The sequence below is a fragment of the Roseivivax sp. GX 12232 genome (genome assembly GCF_021272185.1).
Taxonomy (GTDB): domain Bacteria; phylum Pseudomonadota; class Alphaproteobacteria; order Rhodobacterales; family Rhodobacteraceae; genus Roseivivax.
On sequence record NZ_JAJSEC010000008.1, the window covers coordinates 56489 to 76411 of the forward strand.

16 protein-coding genes are annotated in these 19923 nt (G+C 69.6%); 4 read left to right on the top strand and 12 right to left on the bottom strand.

Annotation, left to right across the window (positions count from 1 at the left end; all coding sequences use genetic code 11):
- Window positions 1-59: 59 nt before the first annotated feature.
- Entirely contained in the window at window positions 60-1061 is a 1002-nt protein-coding gene (locus tag LR948_RS13865) for a glycosyltransferase family 4 protein (protein WP_232754672.1), read from the top strand.
- Window positions 1062-1245: 184 nt separating this feature from the next.
- Here the strand turns inward: LR948_RS13865 and LR948_RS13870 are convergent, their stop codons facing one another.
- The 10 genes from LR948_RS13870 to LR948_RS13915 form a co-directional block, all read right to left on the bottom strand.
- Window positions 1246-2691: a TRAP transporter large permease gene (locus tag LR948_RS13870; protein ID WP_232754673.1), complete on the bottom strand. Its 1446-nt coding sequence runs from the start codon at window positions 2689-2691 to the stop codon at window positions 1246-1248.
- Window positions 2692-2694: 3 nt separating this feature from the next.
- Window positions 2695-3381 (bottom strand): TRAP transporter small permease, encoded by a 687-nt coding sequence (locus tag LR948_RS13875; protein ID WP_232754674.1) that lies wholly within the window; start codon window positions 3379-3381, stop codon window positions 2695-2697.
- 96 nt (window positions 3382-3477) lie between these two features.
- Window positions 3478-4503 (bottom strand): DctP family TRAP transporter solute-binding subunit, encoded by a 1026-nt coding sequence (locus LR948_RS13880; RefSeq protein ID WP_304621977.1) that lies wholly within the window; start codon window positions 4501-4503, stop codon window positions 3478-3480.
- Window positions 4504-4716: 213 nt separating this feature from the next.
- Window positions 4717-6048, bottom strand: coding sequence for a sigma-54 dependent transcriptional regulator (locus LR948_RS13885; RefSeq protein WP_232754675.1), 1332 nt, complete (start codon window positions 6046-6048; stop codon window positions 4717-4719).
- Window positions 6049-6055: 7 nt separating this feature from the next.
- Window positions 6056-7942: an ATP-binding protein gene (locus LR948_RS13890; RefSeq protein ID WP_232754676.1), complete on the bottom strand. Its 1887-nt coding sequence runs from the start codon at window positions 7940-7942 to the stop codon at window positions 6056-6058.
- A gap of 43 nt (window positions 7943-7985) precedes the next feature.
- On the bottom strand, window positions 7986-8828 hold the full coding sequence (locus tag LR948_RS13895; RefSeq protein ID WP_232754677.1) for a 3-keto-5-aminohexanoate cleavage protein: 843 nt from the start codon (window positions 8826-8828) through the stop codon (window positions 7986-7988).
- A complete protein-coding gene (locus tag LR948_RS13900; protein ID WP_232754678.1) occupies window positions 8821-9030 on the bottom strand; it encodes a hypothetical protein in 210 nt (69 codons plus the stop codon). The genes LR948_RS13895 and LR948_RS13900 overlap by 8 nt, the downstream gene beginning before the upstream one ends.
- A 209-nt stretch (window positions 9031-9239) precedes the next feature.
- Window positions 9240-10511: an organoarsenical effux MFS transporter ArsJ gene (gene arsJ, locus LR948_RS13905; RefSeq protein ID WP_232754679.1), complete on the bottom strand. Its 1272-nt coding sequence runs from the start codon at window positions 10509-10511 to the stop codon at window positions 9240-9242.
- Window positions 10508-11506, bottom strand: a complete 999-nt coding sequence (locus LR948_RS13910; RefSeq protein WP_232754680.1) for an ArsJ-associated glyceraldehyde-3-phosphate dehydrogenase — start codon at window positions 11504-11506, stop codon at window positions 10508-10510. The genes arsJ and LR948_RS13910 overlap by 4 nt, the downstream gene beginning before the upstream one ends.
- Window positions 11503-12348 carry a helix-turn-helix domain-containing protein gene (locus LR948_RS13915; protein ID WP_232754681.1) on the bottom strand — a complete coding sequence of 282 codons (846 nt, stop codon included), beginning with the start codon at window positions 12346-12348 and terminating at the stop codon, window positions 11503-11505. Before LR948_RS13915 ends, LR948_RS13910 begins: the two co-directional genes overlap by 4 nt.
- A 173-nt stretch (window positions 12349-12521) precedes the next feature.
- Here LR948_RS13915 and LR948_RS13920 point away from each other — a divergent pair, with 173 nt between their 5' ends.
- Complete coding sequence (locus LR948_RS13920) at window positions 12522-13667, top strand: iron-containing alcohol dehydrogenase (protein ID WP_232754682.1); 1146 nt, start codon at window positions 12522-12524, stop codon at window positions 13665-13667.
- On the opposite strand, the gene LR948_RS13925 is transcribed toward LR948_RS13920, so the two are convergent.
- Window positions 13659-14552 (bottom strand): hydrogen peroxide-inducible genes activator, encoded by an 894-nt coding sequence (locus LR948_RS13925; protein ID WP_232754683.1) that lies wholly within the window; start codon window positions 14550-14552, stop codon window positions 13659-13661. The two genes, LR948_RS13920 and LR948_RS13925, sit on opposite strands and share 9 nt — an antisense overlap.
- A 252-nt stretch (window positions 14553-14804) precedes the next feature.
- Here LR948_RS13925 and katG point away from each other — a divergent pair, with 252 nt between their 5' ends.
- On the top strand, window positions 14805-17021 hold the full coding sequence (gene katG / locus LR948_RS13930; RefSeq protein WP_232754806.1) for a catalase/peroxidase HPI: 2217 nt from the start codon (window positions 14805-14807) through the stop codon (window positions 17019-17021).
- 341 nt (window positions 17022-17362) lie between these two features.
- On the opposite strand, the gene LR948_RS13935 is transcribed toward katG, so the two are convergent.
- Window positions 17363-18541 (bottom strand): pyridoxal phosphate-dependent aminotransferase, encoded by a 1179-nt coding sequence (locus LR948_RS13935; RefSeq protein ID WP_232754684.1) that lies wholly within the window; start codon window positions 18539-18541, stop codon window positions 17363-17365.
- A gap of 336 nt (window positions 18542-18877) precedes the next feature.
- Here LR948_RS13935 and LR948_RS13940 point away from each other — a divergent pair, with 336 nt between their 5' ends.
- The gene (locus tag LR948_RS13940; RefSeq protein ID WP_232754685.1) at window positions 18878-19846 is read left to right on the top strand and encodes an ABC transporter substrate-binding protein; all 969 of its coding nucleotides are present in this window, start codon (window positions 18878-18880) and stop codon (window positions 19844-19846) included.
- The last annotated feature ends 77 nt before the right edge of the window (window positions 19847-19923 follow it).

Sequence of the window (19923 nt, forward strand, 5' to 3'; positions counted from 1 at the left end):
GATCTAGCGCGACCGACCTGCCCCCTCTCTCCGACACTCTGCCCAGAAGGACCCCCGAGATGACCCTGCCCGTGATCCTCCACCTCGTCGACGACACCCAGCCCGGCGGCGTGACCCGCCTGCTCGACCACATCCGGAGCCATCCCGAGCTGGCCCGCGAGGGGCTGCACCGCATCCGCAAGGTCAAGCGCGGCGCGCTCAGCCACGGGCGCTGCGACGCCGATGTCATCGTCTCGCATCTGACCGTGAACTGGCGCGGCCTGCCGGCGCTCATGGCGCTGCGCGCCCTGCATCCCGCCACGCCCCTCGTGCATGTCGAGCACAGCTACACCGAGGGCTTCACCGCGCTGAACGTGCCGCAGAAGGGCCGCTTCCTGGCGCTCCTGCGCACCGCCTATGCGCTCTTTGACCGGGTGGTCGCGGTGAGCCACGCCCAGGCCGCCTGGATGAGCGCCCGCGAGCTGGTCGCCCCCGAGGCGCTGGTCACCATCCGCCCGACCGTGGACCTCTCCGCCTTCCGCGCCCTGCCCGCGCCGCAGCGCCGGGCCCGCGTCCTGGGCGCCCTGGGACGGCTGGCCCCGCAGAAGGGTTTCGACATCCTGATCGAGGCCTTCCGCGCCGCGCCCGAGCTGGACCTCGAGCTGCGCGTCATCGGCGAGGGGCCCGAGCGCGCCCGCCTCGAGACCCTGGCGCGCGGCGATGCCCGCATCCGCTTTGTCGGCCATGCCGCCGATCCGGTCGCCGCCATGGGCGGGCTCGATGCGGTGGCCATGCCCTCGCGCTGGGAAGCCTTCGGCATCGTCGCAAGCGAGGCCCGCGCCGCCGGCCGGGCGCTGCTGGCGGCCCCGGTCGACGGGCTGCGCGACCACATCGAGGACGGCGCCACCGCGGTGCCCAACCTCTCCATCGCCGAATGGCGCGAGGCGCTGCGCGACCTCGCCACCCGTGAGATTTCCGCCCTGCCCGACTGCGCGTCGCGCCGGGTGGAAAAGGACTTCGTCGCAGGCTGGAGCCGGCTCCTCTCGGGGCTGGTGACGGTCCTCGAGGCGAAGGCCGCGTAGCGAGCACCCCGCTGCGTTCCATGCCGAAAGGCGTGGGTCTGGGCGGGCCTCAAGCCCGCCCAGAGGCTATTTGAGGCCCCGGTTTTCCGCGGGTGCGCGCTCAAGGTGATGCCCCCGGCCCCGCAAAGGAAAACGCCACCCCGGTCTCCCGGGATGGCGCAGGTGTCCGGGCAAGTTGCCGCCCCTAGTAGGTGATGATCTCCGGCCCCATGAAGGTCGTCGGCAACCAGGTCGAGAGCCAGGGCACATAGGTCACCAGGATCAGGAAGACGAAGAGCACGGCGAGGAAGGGCAGCGCCGCGCGCACCACGTTCATCACCGGCATGTTCGCCACGCCCGAGGTCACGAAGAGGTTCAGACCCACCGGCGGGGTGATCATCCCGATCTCCATGTTGACCACCATGATGATGCCCAGGTGGATCGGGTCGATGCCCAGCTCGATCGCGATCGGGAAGACCAGCGGCGCCACGATCACGATCAGGCCCGAGGGCTCCATGAACTGCCCGCCGATCAGCAGGATCACGTTCACGATCACCAGGAACATGATCGGCCCGAAGCCCGCGTCGAGCATCGCCCCGGCGATATGCTGGGGGATCTGCTCGTCGGTCAGCACGTGCTTCAGGATCAGCGCGTTGGCGATGATGAACATCAGCGTGATCGTGAGCTTGCCGGCCTCGAAAAGCGTGTCGCGGGTGTCGCGGTGGAAGAAGGCGGTGATCAGCGCATGCGGCTTCTGCAGGAGGGTGGATTTCTCCTGCCGCGGCGCGGCGGCGGCGGAGAGCGAGCCCTCCTCGACCATCTTGGTCATATCCGCGCTGCCCGACCGGCCGCCGTCGGCGGCCAGAGGCCCCATGTCGCGGTAGACGAAGGTGGCGATCAGGAAGGCATAGACCGAGGCGACGGCCGCGGCCTCGGTGGGCGTGAAGATGCCGCCGTAGATGCCGCCCAGGATGATCACGATCAGGAACAGCCCCCAGGCCGCCTCGCGGCCCGAGGCGAAGACCTCGCCCCAGCCCTGCCACTCGCCGCGCGGCAGGTCGCGGACCCGCGCGATGACATAGATCGTGGTCATCAGCATGAGGCCCGCCATGAGCCCCGGGATCACGCCCGCGAGGAACATCCGCCCGACCGAGACATCGGTGGCCGAGGCGTAGACGACCATCACGATCGACGGCGGGATCAGGATGCCCAGCGTGCCCGCGTTACAGATCACCCCGGCGGCGAACTCCTTGGAGTAGCCGACCTGGCGCATGCCCGCGATCACGATCGTACCGATGGCCACCACGGTGGCGGGCGAAGAGCCCGAGAGCGCGGCGAACATCATGCAGGCGAAGACGCCCGCGATGGCCAGCCCGCCCGGCAGATGGCCGACGATGGCGATGGAGAAGCGGATGATCCGCGCCGCCACCCCGCCCGTCGACATGAAGGAGGAGGCCAGGATGAAGAAGGGAATGGCCAGGAGCGTGTAGTGCCCCGCCATGGCCTGGTAGAAGCTCTGCGCGATCGAGGCCAGCGAGGTGTCCGAGAAGGCCAGCAGGAACAGGATCGAGGACAGGCCCAGCGAGACCGCGATCGGCACGCCGATCAGCAGAAGGCCGATCACCATGGAAAAGAGAATGATGACATCCATGGATCAGGACTCCTCGGCGCGGGATTTCTGGCGGGCCTCGGCGACGTCATCCTCGGCCTCGTGGCTGACGATGAAGGCCGCGCGCTCGCCGCGCAGGACGGCCACGAAGGCCTGGATGAAACGGTAGGTCAGCAGCGCCACGCCGACGGGCAGCATGGTGTAGCCCACCACGCGCGGCAGCTTCTCGTATTCCTCGCCCATGTTGATGAGCGGTTCGAGCCAGCGCAGGAAGGGCACCATGGGCACCTGGTCGGTGATGTACCAGGCCTGGTCGCGGGTCTGCTCGAAGCCGGTCGGGAACCAGCGCCCGCTGGTGCGGTCCAGGCTCGCGTAGGGCGCCCAGTAGTCCCAAGCGCCCTTCATCAGCAGAAGCGCGTAGACGATGCAGATCAGCCCCGCCAGGATCGTGAGCCAGCGCCGCGGGCCCGCGCCCATGACGTTCAGAAGCGCGTCGACGCCCAGGTGCGCGGTGACCTTCACGCAGTAGCTGACCCCGAAGAGCACCAGCCAGGCAAAGAGGATCAGCGTGACCTCGAGGCCCCAGATCAGCGACGAGTTGAAGAGGTAGCGCAGGACGACGTTCACGAAGGTCACCAGCGTCATCAGCCCCAGAAGGATCGCGATGGCGGTGCGTTCGAAACCGTCGACGGCGCGGGCGAAGGCCGATGTGCCGGTCGGATGGGTAGACATGGTCTCCTCCCCCAGAGACGTGCCGTGGATTGCGCGGAACGGCGCAAGAGGCCGGCCCCGGGAATGCGGGGCCGGCCCTGTGGTGATGTCAGGAGATCAGGAGCCGGTGACCTGCGCGTTGAACTCCTGCGCGGCGTCGATGTTCTCCTGGCCGACGTCCTCGACGAACTGGTCCCAGACGGGCTTCATCGCGTCGACCCAGGCGCCGCGCTGCGCGTCGTCCAGGGTGCGGACTTCGCCGCCGGCGTCCAGGATGGCCTGGCGGGCTTCCTGGTTGGTGTTGAAGGACTCGGCGTTGCGCGCCTCGGTCACTTCGGCGAGGATCGTGGTGAACTGCTCGCGCACCTCGGGGTCGAGACCGTCGAGCCAGTCAACCGAGGTCACCACCAGGTAGTCGATGATGCCGTGGTTGGTCTCGGTGATGCCGTCCTGCACCTCGAAGAACTTCTGGCCGTAGATGTTGGACCAGGTGTTCTCCTGCCCGTCGACCACGCCCTGCTGGAGCGCGCCGTAGACCTCGGAGAAGGCCATGGGCTGCGGGCTGGCGTTCAGCGCTTCCATCTGCGCGACCAGCACGTCGGAGGGCTGCACGCGGAACTTCAGCCCCGAGGCGTCCTCGGGCGACATCAGCGGCACATTGGCCGAGAACTGCTTCATGCCGTTGTGCCAGAACTCGAGCCCCTGCAGGCCGCGGCGCTGCATGCTGTCCTTCATCGCCTGGCCGGTGTCGGAGTTCTGGAAGGCGTCGACCGCGTCGATGTTGGCGAACATGAACGGCAGGTCGAAGAGGCGGAACTCCTTGGTGAAGGCCTCGAACTTCGACAGCGAAGGCGCGGCCAGCTGGACGTCGCCCTGCAGCATCGCCTCGAGCACCTGGTCGTCGTTGTAGAGCGTGGAGTTCGGATAGACCTCCATGCAGGCGGTGCCGTCCATCTCGGCGTTGACGCGCTCCTGCAGGAGCGAGGCGGCAATGCCCTTGGGGTGGCGGTCGGTGTTGGTGACGTGGCTGAACTTGATCACCATCTCGCCGTCGTCGCACTGACCGGCACCCTGGGCGTCCTGCGCCTGGGCGGCCGTGGCCATCAGGCCGAGTGCGATCGCGGTGGTCGAAAGAAACTTCATCTTATCCTCCCAAAGATTTCGGCCGGACTGGCCGGTCGAGCAGCCGGCACAGGCCGGCAGCCGACAGGAAGCATGGTGCCACGGACACATGCAAATCGCGCAGAGCAAAATCGTGATTTTTTTCCGCTCCTTGGCGGGAGGATGTTCCCAAATCCACCCATCGGCCCGGCGGCGCGGGTGGAAACCCACACGGGGGCGGCCCTTCCGGTGCCGTCAGCCGGGGCTGAGGTAGTCCTCGCGGCGCAGACCGTGCTTCTGCATCTTCTCGTAAAGCGTCTTCCGGGCGAGGCCGAGCGATTCGTAGGTCGCCTTCAGGTTGCCGGCGTTGGCCACCAGCGCGGCGGCGATGGCGTCCTTCTCGAAGCGGTCCATGCGTTCCGACAGGCTTTGCCCGCCGGGGTCGCGCGGCGCCTCGTCGAGCCCCAGGAGATACAGTTCCGCGGCATTGCGCAGCTCGCGCATGTTGCCGGGCCAGGGGCGTTCGGTCAGCCGCACCAGCACCTCGGGCGGCACCTCGGGGGCGGGCCGGCCCATGCGCTCGGCGGCCTGGTCGAGGAAGGCCACGAAGAGCCGCGGCAGGTCCGAGGCGCGCTCCGAGAGCGTCGGCAGATGCAGCGTCACGGGGTTGATGCGATAAAGCAGGTCGTCGCGGAAGGCGCCCTCGGCCACCCGCGCCTCGAGGCCGACGCGGCTCGAGGCCACGAAGCGCGCCTCGAGCGGCACCGGCTCGCTGGCGCCCAGCGGCAGGATCGCGCGGTCCTCAAGCACCCGCAGGAGCTTGGCCTGGACCGCCAGCGGCGTGGAGCTGATCTCGTCGAGAAAGATCGTCCCGCCGCGCCCGTGTTCGAGCCGCCCCGCCCGGCCCCGCGAAAGGCCCGGGAAGGCCCCCGCGACATAGCCGAAAAGCTCGGCCTCGACCTGGTCGGCGGGCAGCGCGGCCAAGTTCACCGTCACGAAGGGCCGGTCGGCCCGGTCCGAGGCGGCATGCAGCGCGCGGGCGACATGTTCCTTGCCGGTGCCGGTCTCGCCCACGATCAGCACGTCGAGCGCGCTGGCGGCGATGGTGCGGATCTTGCGCTTGAGCCCCGCGATCTCGGGGCTCTGGCCCAGGACCAGGTGCTCGATCAGGTCCTCGCCCTGCGAGGTCTCGCGCATCTGCCGCAGCTCCAGCGTCATGGCGCGTTTCTCCAGCGCCCGCGCGACCGAGGAGGTCAGCCGCTCGGCGGCAAAAGGCTTCTCGATGAAGTCATAGGCGCCCTGCCCCAGCGCCTCGACCGCCAGCGGCACGTCGCCATGGCCGGTGATCAGGATGACCGGCAGGTCCGGGTCGACCTCGAGCGCGGCGCGCAGCAGCGCCAGCCCGTCCATGCCCGGCATCCTTATGTCCGAGACCACGACGCCCGCGAAGCCCTGGCCGAGCCGCGCCGGCGCGCCTTCGGGGCGGGCCAGCGCCTCGACCTCGTAGCCGGCCAGCTCCAGCGTCTGGCTGACCGAGTGGCGGATATCCTCGTCGTCGTCGACGAGCAGCACCTGCACCTTGGTCATTCCGCGCTCATTCCGCCGCCATCTGTCTGTCCGTCGCCTGTTTCAGCGTCACGATGATGCGCGCGCCGTGGCCCGCGCGGTTCTCGGCGCGCATGGTGCCGCCGAAGTCGCGCAGGATGTTGTAGCAGATCGACAGGCCGAGCCCGAGCCCCCGGCCGACCTCCTTGGTGGTGAAGAACGGATCGAAGATCTTCGGCAGTGCCTCTTCGGGGATGCCGGTGCCGTTGTCCTCGACGGTCATGGCGACCTGGCCCGCGTCCTCGGTCAGGGTGATCGTCACTTCCGGCGCGCGGCCCGGCGGCACGGCGTCGAGCGCGTTGCCGACGAGGTTCATCACCACGTGCTGCAGCCGCGTGGCGCCGCCCGCGACCCAGAGGCCGCGGCGCCCGGAAATCTCGATCCGCGCGCCCGAACGTTCCACCCGCGCCGCGATCAGGGCCAGCGCCTCGGAGAGCACGCTGTCGAGGTCCACCGCCACCACGTCGTCGCCCGAACGCCGGGCAAAGCGGGTCAGCCGCTTGGAGAGCTGCGCCATGCGTTCGGTGAGCCGCAGGACCCGGGCGATGTTCTCGGCGGCGCGGTCCGCCTTGCCGGCCTCGTAGAAGGCGGCGGCGTTCTCGGAATAGGTGCGGATCGCGGTCAGCGGCTGGTTGAACTCGTGGCTGAGCGCCGCCGACATCTGCCCCAGCGCGGCCAGCTTGCCGGCCTGGATCAGCTCGTTCTGGGTCTGGCGCAGGGTCTCTTCGGCGGTGCGGCGGTCCTCGACCTCGACCTGGAGCTGGCGGTTGGCCTCGGTCAGCTCGGCGGTGCGGCGGGCGACGCGGCGCTCGAGCTCCTGCTGGTTCTGCTCGCGGTCGGCGAGCCGCTGGATCAGCCGCGCGCGGCGTTGCAGCCCCAGCGCCGCCAGCGCGGTCAGCGCGATGCCCGCGGCGATGAGGGCCGCGGCCAGGGTCCAGACCTGCTGGCGCACCGGCGCGTAGTCATAAAGCAGGTGCAGCTGCCAGCCCTCGGCGGCCATGGGCCGTTCGTGCGACAGGTAGCTTTGCGGCGCGCTGCCCTCGCCGATGCCCGGCGCGCGCAAGAGCGGCGCGCCCCAGCCGCCGCCGGCCTGCCCTTCGAGCGGCGCGGGGCCGATGCGCTCGAGCTCGTATTTGCGGGTCTCCTCGACCCGGGCGCGGGCCTCGGGGGGGATCTCCTCGAGCGCGGTCAGCCGCAGCCCGGGCTGGGTGGCGAAGATCACCACGCCGGCCTCGTCGCTGACGAAGACCGGATGCGCGCCCTCGCCCAGCACCGCCTCGAGCGCGGCGATCGAGACCTTGACCACCACAACGCCCAGGACCTCTCCGCCGGCGCCGTCGCGGATCGGGGCCGAGAGGTAGTAGCCGCGCAGCCCCGAGGTCGTGCCCAGCGCGAAGAAACTGGCCGGGGCGCCGTCCATGGCCTCCTGGAAGTAAGGGCGGAAACCGAAGTTCCTCCCGACGAAGCTCAGTTCCTCGGCGTAGTTGGAGGCCGCGACCGTGGTGCCGTCGGGGGCCATGACATAGGTGTCCGAGGTGCGCGCGATGCGGTTCCATTCCGCCAGCTCGCGGCCCAGCGCATCGAGGTCGCCGGGACGCGGCGCGCCCTTCATGGCGGCGACGACGCGGGGATCGCGGGCGTAAAGCGGCGGCAGCGCGCGGTATTGGCCGAGCCAGCCCTCGATGGTGGCCTCGCTCTGCGCCAGGAGCGCCTCGGCGTCGGCCTCGGCCCGGTCGTGGATCAGCCCGGTCAGCGCCCGGAAGACGATTACGCCCAGGAGCAGGACACCGATAAAGGCGGCGCCCAGCGCGGGCATCAGCCCGCGCGGCCCGCCCCGGCTCGCGCCTCGGGGCGCGGTATGTCCCTTGCGCGCCATGGGATCTTGTAGCGCCTCGGCCCGGGCGATGGGAAGCGCGGCGTCAGGCCGCCCGCAGGCCCAGGATCTCGCGCGCCTGTGCGGCGGTGGCCACCGGCCGGTCGTATTTCGCGCAAAGCTCGGCCGCCCGCGCGATCAGCGCCGCGTTCGAAGGCGCCAGCGTCTCGCGGTCGAGCCGGACGTTGTCCTCGAGGCCCGCGCGGGTATGGCCGCCGGCTGCGATGGCCCATTCGTTGACCTTGATCTGGTTCGCGCCGATGCCCGCGGCGCACCAATTGGCCCCGGGCGCGCGGCGGCGGAAGAGGTCGACGTAAAGGTCGAAGACCTCCTTGTCGGCGGGCATGGCGTTCTTCACGCCCATGACGAACTGCACGTAGAGCGCGCCGTAAAGCCGCCCCTCCTCGTGCATCTTCACCGCCTGCAGGATGTGGCTGAGGTCGAAGGCCTCGACCTCGGGGGTGATCTCGTGGGTGCGCATCTCCGAGGCGAGCCAGTCCACCAGGTCCGGCGGGTTCTCGTAGACGCGGGTCGGGAAGTTGTTCGACCCCACCGAGAGCGAGGCCATGTCGGGGCGCAGCGGCAGCATCCCGCCCCGCGCCTGGCCCGCGCCCGAGCGCCCGCCGGTGGAGAACTGGATGATCATGCCGGGGCAGTGTTTCTCCAGCCCTTCCTTCAGGCGCGCGAATTTCTCGGGGTCCGAAGAGGGCGTGGCGTCGTCGTTGCGCACATGGGCGTGGCAGATCGCGGCGCCGGCCTCGAAGGCTTCCTGGGTGGATTCCACCTGTTCGGAGACGGTGATCGGCACCGCGGGGTTGTTGTCCTTGGTCGCCACCGATCCGGTGATCGCGACACAGAGAATGCAGGGTTTGCCGGCCACGTCAGACATCGGGGAACACCGTCTTTTGTTTTTGTTGAAGGGGATGGGCGCGACCCTGGGGCCGCGTGGCGCGCGCAGGCGCAAGGGCCGGCACCGGGCGCGGCAGCCGCGCGGGGTCGAGCGCGGCAAGCGCCGCTGCGGCGCGGTCGAGGAGGGCCTTGGCCCAGGTCGGGCGCGGCGCGGCTTTGCGCCGGGGTGCGGGGCGGCTCATCGCAGGCCCCGCGGGGTCGAGGGTCGCATTCTTGCGCGAAGCGTCATCGGGAAGTCAGGTCCTGGCGTCATGTCGGCGCCAGACATTACCCATATTTCGACCCGGGGCAACCAGGCGCGCCGGAGCGGGCGTCCGGGGCGGGGTTTCGCGGGGCCTGTGGAGGGCGTGGTGGCGGCGTGAAGATGGCTGCCGGGATGGGCCGCACACTCTCAGGCCGCCCCGCCCTCCACTTCGGGCCGCAGCCGCCGCGCGGCCAGCCAGGAGACCCCGAGGAAGACCGAGGCCATGCCCAGGCAGGCCGGCAGCCCGCCGAGCTGGTAGCTCACCCCCGACATCAGCGTGCCGAGAAGCCGCCCCGCCGCATTGGCCATGTAGTAGAAACCCACGTCCATGGTCACCCGCTCTCCGCCCGCGAAGGCCAGGATCAGGTAGCTGTGCAAGGCCGAGGTCACCGCGAAGATCGCTCCGAAGACCAGGAGCCCCGCGACCAGGCTCACCGTCAGCCAGGTCCCGGGCGTGCCCGCCAGCGCCACCGTCACCGCGAGCAGGAGCGGCAGCGCGAAGAGCCGCCCGGTCCAGGCGCGGGCCTCGGGGATCAGCTCGGCCTCGGGGCGTTCGGCGGCGCGCAGGAGCTTCGGGGCCGAGGCCTGCACCGCGCCGTAGAGGATCGTCCAGACCGCCATGAAGCTGCCGATCATGAAGAAGGCCGCGCGGTTGCCCGCCTCGGAGCCGTCGGACAGCACCGCGTAGAAATAGATCGGGATGCCGACCACGAACCAGACGTCCCGCGCGCCGAAGAGGAACACCCGCGCCAGCGACAGCCGGTTGATATTGGCGTGCTTGGAGAAGACCTCGGCGAACTTCGCGCTCTTGCGCCCGCCCGGCAGCCCGCCCGGCATCTTCAGCGCCACGCCCGCGAGGATCAGCGCCAGCACGGCGGCCATGGCCAGGACCGAGGTCACGAAGCCGAACGTCGCCAGGAGCCCGGCGCCCAGGAGGAAGCCCAGGCCCTTCACCGCGTTCTTCGAGCCGGTCAGCACCGCAACCCAGCGGAAGAGCCCGCCCTGCCCCGTGGGCGCCAGCGACTTCACCGCGCTCTTGGCCGAGGTCTTGGAGAGGTCCTTGGCCACCCCGCTCGCCCCCTGCACCGCCATGACATAGGCGACCGAGGCCCAGAGCGCCCAACCGGGATCAAGCGCCGCCAGCGCCAGGAGCGCCGCGACCTGCAGCCCGAGCCCGGCATAGAGCGTCGAGGTCATCCCGAAGCGCGCCGCGATCCAGCCCGCGCAGAGGTTGGTGATGACCCCCGCCAGCTCGTAGAGCAGGAACAAATAGGCCAGCTGCACCGGCGAGAAGCCGAGCGTGTGGAAGTGCAGGAGCACCAGCATCCGCAGGGCGCCATCGGTCAGCATGAAGGCCCAATAGGCCGCGGTGACCGCGACATAGGCGCCAAGCGCGTTCTCGGGACGGGCGGCGCTCACAGGCTGTCCCCGACCATGCGGGCCACGTCCACCAGCCGGTGGGCATAGCCCATCTCGTTGTCATACCAGGCGTAGACCTTCACCTGGGTGCCCGCGACAACCATTGTCGAGGGCGCATCGACGATGCCCGAGCGGGTGTCATTGGTGTAATCGGCCGACACCAGCGGCCGGGTCTCGTAGCCCAGGATGCCCCGGAGCGGCCCGGCGGCGGCGGCCTCGAAAAGCCCGTTGATCTCCTCGGCGGTGGTCTCGCGGGCCACCTCGAAGACGCAGTCGGTGATCGAGGCGTTCAAGAGCGGCACCCGCACCGCGTGGCCGTTCAGCCGGCCCTTGAGCTCGGGGTAGATCAGGGTGATCGCGGTGGCCGAGCCGGTGGTCGTCGGGATCAGCGAATTGAGCGCCGAACGCGCGCGGCGCAGGTCCTTGGCGGGCCGGTCGACGATGGTCTGGGTGTTGGTCACGTCGTGGATCGTGGTGATCGAGCCGTGCCGGATGCCGATCGCCTCGTGGATCACCTTGACCACCGGCGCGAGGCAGTTCGTCGTGCAGGAGGCGGCGGTGACGATGTCATGCGCCGCGGGGTCGTAGATGTCCTGGTTGACGCCATAGACCACATTGGCGGTCGGCCCGTCCTTGACCGGGGCCGAGACCACGACCTTCTTCACCCCGGCGGCGAAGTAAGGCGCGAGCTTGGCCTCGGACTTGAAGACCCCGGTGCAGTCGATGACCACGTCGACGCCCTCGAGCGGCAGGTCCTCGATGCGGCTGGCATTGTGGACCGGCAGCCGGGTGCCGTCGATGGTCAGGCTCTCGGCATCGGCGGAGATATCCGCGTCCCAGCGGCCATGCACGGTGTCGAACTCCAGAAGATGCGCGTGCATCTCCGGGTCGCCCACCGCGTCGTTCAGCCAGGCCACCTCGGCGCCGCTGTCGAGCAGCGGCTTCAGCGCCAGTTTGCCGATCCGGCCAAGGCCGTTCAGCGCGTAGGTGGTCATGCGGGCTCTCCTGTTTCTGACTGGCCGATCTCGTCAACGGCGCGCTGCAGCGAGATGCGGTCGAGCGTCTCGAGCGGCAGCGCCGCGAAGGCCAGGATGCGGTTTCTGAGGGCGCCGTAGGCCTGCTGGAAGGCCAGGCTCTTCTCGGCCTCCGCACCCTCGGCCTTGACCGGGTCGGGCATGCCCCAGTGGGCGCTGACCGGCTGGCCGGCCCAGGCGGGGCATTCCTCGTTGGCGGCGCGGTTGCAGACGGTGAAGACGAAGTCGAAGCGCGGCACCTCCGCGCCCTGGAACTCAGCAATGGTCTTGGCGCGCAGGGCGCTCACGTCATGGCCCTTGTCGCGCAGCACCGAGACCGCGAAGGGGTTCAGCTCCGAGCGCGGCCGTGTCCCGGCCGAGAAGGCCTCGAAGCGGTCGCCGGCCTCGCGGCGCAGGATCGATTCGGCGAAGATCGAGCGGGCGGAATTGCCGGTGCAAATGAAGAGCACCCGGTATTTGCGGTCAGCCATGAGGCCTGGTCCTTCGGTCAGCGCCGCCGCGCCGGGGGCGCAAAGGTCCGGGCGGCCCTGGCAGCAGTCGGCAAAGAGGAACTCCATCAGCCCCCGCGCCCGCTCGGCATCGAGACGGTAGAGCAGCGACCGGCCGGATCGGCTTTGAGTGATCAGACCGACGTGACGCAGCGATGACAGATAGGAGGAGAGCGTGTTGGCGCGGGTCTCCAGCGCCTCGGCCAGCTCGCCCGCGGGCACCGCGTCGGGATAGCGGCGCACCAGGAGCCGGAAGAGCTTCAGGCGGTGCGGATGGCCAAGCGCGGCGAGTTGGTCTTCGGGATTTGATTCCATATTTCGCGAATACTCGAAATGATTACCGCCTGTCCAGCCCCGATGAGCCCGCGCGGGGGTGCAAAACCACGGGTTTGTCACAGCGCCATGACGGTGCGGCCCCGGCCTGCGCATCCTCGGCTTTGCGCATGGGCGGCTTTCCCTCGCCGCAGGACCCCCTAGGTTCTGCGCATATGGAGATGTTTTCGCTCGCCCTGCCCCGCCATGTGCTTTTTGGCCGGGGAGCCGCCGATCAGGCCGTCGCGGCCTGCCTGTCCCATGGCACCCGGGTGCTGATGCTGCGCAGCGCCTCCGCCCCCGGTGCGGCACAACTGGCGCGGCGGCTCGAGGCCGAGGGCGCCGATCTGACCTTGCAAGACCACCGCGGCGAGCCCGAGCTGCCCGCGCTCGAGGCGCGGCTTTCGGAACTGGCCGAGGCCCCGCCCGAGGTAATCCTGGCCGTCGGCGGCGGCTCGGTGATCGACATGGGCAAGGCGCTGGCGGCGCTCCTGCCCCAGCCCGAGGGCCCGCGCGCCTATCTCGAGGTGGTGGGCGACGGGCGGGCGCTCGACCGCGACCCGCTGCCGCTCATCGCGCTGCCGACCACCGCGGGCACCGGCTCCGAGGCGACGCGAAACGCGGTGATTGGCGTGCCCGAGGCGGGCCGCAAGGTGTCGCTGCGCGACAGCCGGATGCTGCCCCGCTGCGCCATCGTCGACCCGGCGCTGACCGACGGCAGCCCGGAGGGCGTGACGCTGTCCTCGGGGCTCGACGCGGTGGCGCAGGTGATCGAACCCTATCTGTCCTGCCGCGCGACCCCGGTCACGGATGCGCTCTGCCGCGACGCGATCCCGCGCGGAATCGAGGCGCTTTACTGGCTGATGAACGAGGACCACCCCAAGGCACGGGACGAGATGGCCTATGTCAGCCTGATCGGCGGCGTGGCGCTGGCCAATGCCGGGCTCGGCGCGATGCACGGGCTGGCGGGCGTCGCGGGCGGGCGCACCGGGCAGGCGCATGGGGTGATCGTCGGGCGGCTGATGGGGCCGGTCCTGCGCGCCAATGCCGAGGCGCTCACCGAGGCGCAGGCGCCCACCGGGCGGATCGACTACGTGCTGCGGGTGCTGGCCGACCAGTTCGGGGTGCCCAAGGTCGGCGCGCTCGACGCGCTGCAGGACTGGATCGACGACTGCGGGCTGCCGCCCTTCGAGGCGCCCCGCGCCGAAGCCGAGCTGGAGGACTGGGCGGCGGCTTCGGAAAGCGCCTCCTCGATGCGCGGCAACCCGGTGCCGCTTGATCGCGAGACGCTGGTGGGCGTGCTGGCCCGCGCCTCATCCTGAGCGCGCCGCGCGGCCCACGACCCCGGCCAGATCGGCGAAACGCTCGGCCAGCGGGCTCGAGCTGCGCCAGATCATCCCCACCTGCCGCTTCGGGCGCGGCGGCGCGAAGCGCGCGACCGAGACCCGAGCCGAGCGGGTCTCGACCGGGACCGCCATCTCGGGGATCAGCGTCACCCCGATGCCCGCGCCCACCATCTGCACCAGCGTTGCCAGCGAAGACCCCTCGAGCCCCTCGCGCGGCAGGTTCGGCGTCATGTCGCAGAAGGACAGCGCCTGATCGCGGAAACAGTGCCCCTCTTCGAGGAGCAGGAGCCGCATCCGCGCCAGCGCCTCGCCGTCGGGCACCGGCAGGTCCGCCTCGGCCTCGGGGCGGATCAGCACGAAATCCTCGTCGAAAAGCGCCATTTCCTCGAGCCCGGGCTCGGAGACCGGCAGCGCCACGATGGCGGCGTCGAGCCGGCCCTCCTTCAGCTCGGTGATCAGCCGGCGGGTCAGGGTCTCGCGGATCTGCAGGTCGAGCGCGGGAAAGGCGCGGCCCAGCTCGGGGATCAGACGGGGCAGGAGGTAGGGCGCGATGGTCGGGATCACCCCGAGCCGCAGCCGCCCCGACAGCCCGCTGCCCGCCGCGCGGGCCATGTCGCCCAGCTCGTCCACCGCGCGCAGGATGTCGCGGGCGCGGGTCACGAACTCCTCGCCGAAGCCCGTGAGCCGCACCGCCCGCGCGCCGCGCTCGAAGAGCTTCATGCCCAGCGCCGCCTCCAGCTCCTTGATCTGCACCGAAAGCGCGGGCTGGGAGACCGCCGAAGCCTCGGCCGCGCGACCGAAATGGCCGTGCCGGGCCAGGGCGTCGACATAGCGGAGCTGTCGGAGGGTGAGGTTTGCCATAATCCCAGATTATCGGAACGATGCCGAAATACAAATTAAACTCATGGCGCCCCGGTGCTATCTTATGTCCAGCGCAGGCCCCGCCCTGCCCGGTGCGGCAGGAGATGCGTCAACCCGGATGACACCGCGGCCTGCGATGATAGATGTGACCCAGGTTTTCCCGAACCCGCGCCTTTCGCGGTCTTCGGAAGCGACAGCCAGACCATGGCCCGCAAGGGCCAGATGACAGCCAAGAGAAGGAGAGAGTCGATGATGGACGGAAACGATCTGGGCGGCTGCCCGGTCATCCATGGGGTATCGACCAAGGGCCGGTTCAGCGGCACCACCAACCGCGACTGGTGGCCGAACCAGCTGAACCTGAAGATCCTGCACCAGAACCAGCCCGTGGGCGACCCGATGGGCGGCGACTTCGACTATGCCGAAGCCTTCAAGACGCTGGATCTCGACGCGGTGAAGGCAGATGTCGCCAAGGTGCTGACCGACAGCAAGGACTGGTGGCCGGCGGATTACGGCCATTACGGCCCCTTCATGATCCGCATGGCCTGGCACTCGGCGGGCACCTACCGCACCGGCGACGGCCGCGGCGGCTCTTCCTCGGGCAGCCAGCGCTTCGCGCCGCTGAACTCCTGGCCGGACAACGGCAACCTCGACAAGGCCCGCCGCCTGCTCTGGCCGGTGAAGCAGAAATACGGCGCCGCGCTGAGCTGGGCCGACCTCTTCATCCTGGCGGGCAATGTCGCGCTCGAGACCATGGGCTTCAAGACCTTCGGCTTCGCCGGCGGCCGCGAGGACATCTGGGAACCCGAGGAAGACATCTACTGGGGCTCCGAGCAGAAGTGGCTCGCCACCTCCGACGAGGAGAACTCGCGCTACGCCGAAGGCCGCGCGCTGGAGAACCCGCTGGCGGCCGTGCAGATGGGCCTGATCTACGTCAACCCGGAAGGCCCGGACGGCAACCCCGACCCGCAGGCCTCGGCGCATGACATCCGCGAGACCTTCGCGCGCATGGCGATGAACGACGAGGAGACCGTCGCGCTGACCGCCGGCGGCCATACCTTCGGCAAGATGCACGGCGCGGGCGACGCGGCCCATGTCGGTGTCGAGCCCGAGGGCGGCCAGCTCGAGGCCATGGGCTTCGGCTGGACCTCCACCTTCGAGAGCGGCAAGGGCAAGCACGCCATCACCTCGGGTCTCGAGGGCCCCTGGACGCCGACGCCGACGCAGTGGGACATGAGCTACTTCGACACGCTCTTCGGCTACGAGTGGGAAGTGGTGAAATCCCCCGCCGGCGCCAACCAGTGGCACCCGAAGAACCTCCGCGAAGAGGACATGGCCCCGCAGGTCGACGGCTCGGACGAGAAGGTCACCCCGGTGATGTCCACCGCCGACATGGCGATGAAGGTCGATCCCGCCTATCGCGCGATCTCCGAGCGGTTCCACAAGAACCCCGAGGAATTCGCCGATGCCTTCGCCCGCGCCTGGTTCAAGCTGACCCACCGCGACATGGGCCCGAAGGTCCGCTACCTCGGCAAGGAAGTGCCCTCCGAGGACCTGATCTGGCAGGATCCGATCCCGGCGCGCGACCACGAGCTGGTGGACGCCAAGGACATCGCCGAGCTGAAGGCGAAGCTGCTCGAGTCCGGTCTCAGCACCCGCGAGCTGGCCTATACCGCCTGGTCCTCGGCCGCGACCTACCGCGGCTCGGACAAGCGCGGCGGCGCCAATGGCGCGCGTATCCGGCTGGCGCCCCAGAAGGACTGGGAGGTCAACGAGCCGCAGCAGCTTTCCAAGGTGCTGGAGGTGCTCGAGGGCCTGCAGAAAGCCTTCAACGAGGCGCAGTCCGGCGGCAAGCGCATCTCGCTGGCCGACCTGATCGTGCTGGGCGGCAATGCCGCGATCGAGGAGGCCGCGAAGAAGGGCGGCCATGAGATCGAGGTGCCCTTCACCCCCGGCCGCATGGACGCCAGCGCCGAGCAGACCGACGCCGACAGCTTCGACGTGCTCGAGCCCGGCGCCGACGGCTTCCGCAACTACCTCAAGACCGGCTACACCGTGCCGACCGAGGAGCTGCTGATCGACCGGGCGCATCTCCTGACGCTGAGCGCGCCGGAGATGACCGTGCTGGTCGGCGGCATGCGGGCGCTGGAGCTGAACACCGGCGGGTCGAAGCACGGCGTGCTGACCGACCGTCCGGGCGCGCTGACCAACGACTTCTTCGTCAACGTGCTGGACATGGACACCGAGTGGAAGCCGCTGTCCGACGACGCCCAGGAGTTCGAGGGCCGCGACCGCGCCTCGGGCGAGGCGAAGTGGACCGCAAGCCGCGTCGACCTGGTCTTCGGGTCGAACTCGCAGCTGCGCGCGCTCTCCGAGGTCTATGCCGAGAACGGCCACGAGAAGAAGTTCGTGGCGGACTTCGTGAAGGCCTGGACCAAGGTCATGGACGCCGACCGCTTCGACGTGGCCTGAGCCGCGTCGGGGGCCTTGGTGGTCCCTTGCGAGTGAAAGACGCCCCCGGGGAGACCCTCGGGGGCGTTTTTTGTGCGGGGTGTGGTGGTGTGAGGGCCAAGTTTACGCGCACCCTGCCCGGCCGTCCCCTCTTTGGCGCGGAACAAGGGCCGCAGGCCCGCCGCGCCAGCGCCGGTCCGGCCCGATGGGCCGGCGCTCTTGCGGGTGGCGCGCCTCGCTTGTCGCGAAGAAGAACCTTGCCGGGATAAAGCGCGCCGATCGAGTGTCAGCGGCGCCGGCCCCCGGCCCGGCGCTGGCGCTCCGTTCGGGGCGGGAGTTAAGGGACGCAGAGCCCCCGCGCCTCACCCCGCGCGCAGCACCCCCGCGATACGCTCCAGCGCCTTTTCGATGTTCGCCTCGGAATTGGCGTAGGAGAACCGCAGGTAGCCCTCGCCGTTCTCCCCGAAGGAGGTGCCGGCCACGCTGGCCACCCCGGCCTTCTCCAGGAACAGGTCCTGCGCCGCCCGCGCGTCGAGCCCGGTGCCGGTGATATTGGCGAAGGCGTAGAAGGCGCCGCCGGGATCGGGCGCGCTGACCCCGGGCAGCGCGTTCAGGCCTTCGACGATCAGCGCACGGCGGCGGTCGAAGGCGGCGACCATCTCGGCCACCGCGTCCTGCGGGCCGGTCAGCGCCGCGAGCCCGGCCTGTTGCGCCGCGGCGTTCACGCAGCTGTGGTCGTTGATGCAAAGCCGGGTGACATGTTCCACCGCCGCCTCGGGCCAGACCGCGTAGCCCAGCCGCCAGCCGGTCATCGCGTAGGTCTTGGACCAGCCGTCGAGCAGGATGAGCTGGTCGGCGATCTCGGGGTATTGCAGGAGCGAGACATGTTCCCGCCCGCCGTAGAGCATCTGCGAATAGATCTCGTCGGAAAGAACGGCCACATGCGGGTGCGCGGCCAGCCCGGCGGCGAGCTTGTCGATCTCCTCGCGGCTGGTGACGCCGCCGGTCGGATTGCCGGGTGAGTTCAGGATCACCAGGCGGGTCTTCTCGGTGATGCGCGACAGGATGCTCTCGGCGGAGATGCCGAAGCCCAGCGCCTCGGAGGGCGCATAGGGCACGGGCGTCGCGCCCGAGTAGCGCACCAACGAGCCGTAGATCGGGAAGCCGGGGTCGGGATAGAGGATCTCGGCGCCGGGCTCGCCGAACATCAGGACCGCGAAGAACATCGTGGGCTTGCCGCCGGGCACCACCACCACGCGGCCCGGATCGACCGAGACGCCGTGCCGGCGGGCGAGGTCCTCGGCCACCGCGGCGCGCAGCTCCGGCGTGCCGGCGGCGGGGGTATAGCCGTGATGGCCGGCCCGGAGCGCCTCGGCCCCGGCCTCGACGATATGTGCGGGCGTGGGGAAATCCGGCTGGCCGATCCCGAGGTTGACGATGTCGCGCCCCTCGGCGGCAAGCGCGCCCGCGCGGGCCAGGACGGTGAAGGCGGATTCGGTGCCGAGCCGCGAAAGGCTCGCGGCGAATCTGAGCGAAGACATGGGCGGGCTCCCGGTGCGACGGATGTTCACGGTCTGGATCGGGATCTAGCAGGCGCGACAGGCGCGCGACAATGCGTCTCGGCGCGGGGCGCTTGAAGGACGCGCCACAAACTGCTGAAAATAATCAACAATCACCAGAAATCGACCCTGGCCGTCCAAGTCCCGGAACCGGTCCGATTGCGACAGGTAATGTCGTTTTCCGACAATTCACCCCTTTTTTCGGCGGAAATCCACCGATACCTTCGACGCTTGGACGGTCCCGCGGACCGCCCCAGCGGCGGTTTCGCGGACCCGGATGAACGCACAAGCAACGCACAAGCAAAGATCAGGGAAACCATGAACAAACTTGCCTATACCTCCGCCGCGCTGGCGCTCTTCGCAGCCCCGGCGCTCGCTCAGGAAGAGTGCGGCCAGGTGTCGATCACCGAAATGAACTGGGCCTCGGCCTCGGTCGTGACCAATGTCGCCTCCTTCATCATGCAGCAGGGCTACGGCTGCGAAGTGCAGGTCGTGCCCTCCGACACCGTGCCCGCGATCACCTCGCTGGTGGAGAACGGCGAGCCCGACATCGTGACCGAGCTCTGGACCAACTCAACGGGCGAAGCCTACCGCAAGCTGGTCGAGGAAGGCCGCGTCCAGGAGCTGGGCGACGTGCTGCAGCCCGGCGGCGTCGAGGGCTGGTGGGTCCCGGCCTACCTGGTCGAGGAACACCCCGAGCTGAAGACTATCGACGGCGTGCTGGCCAACCCCGAGCTGGTCGGCGGCATGTTCCACAACTGCCCCGAGGGCTGGGGCTGCCGGATCACCAACGACAACCTGATCCCGGCCTTCGGCGTCGAGGAATCGGGCCTCGAGGTCTTCAACCACGGCTCCGGCGAGACGCTGGCGACCTCCATGGCCTCGGCCTTCGAGAACGAGGAACCCTGGTTCGGCTACTACTGGGCGCCGACCGCGCTTCTGGGCTCCTATGACATGGTCTCCGTGGACATGGGCCCCTACAACGAGGCCGAGCACAAGAAGGCCACCCAGAAGGACGCGACCGACGTGGGCAAGACCTCCTACCCGGCCGCCCCGGTGAAGACCGCGGTCGTCTCGACCTTCGCCGAGGAGCACCCGGACCTGACCGAGTTCCTCGCCACCATGACCTTCCCGACCGACGTGATGAACTCGGTCCTGGGCTGGATGGACGAGAACTCCGCCTCCGCCGAGGAAGGCGCGGTCTACTTCCTGACCACCTACCAGGACATCTGGACCGAGTGGCTGAACGACAGCGCGACCGAGAACCTGCAGGCCGTCCTGCAGTAAGGCGCGTCACGCAGTCTTGCCGGCGGGGCAGCTTAGCGCTGCCTCGCCGCTTTTGTTTTACGCCCGGGGGTCCGCGC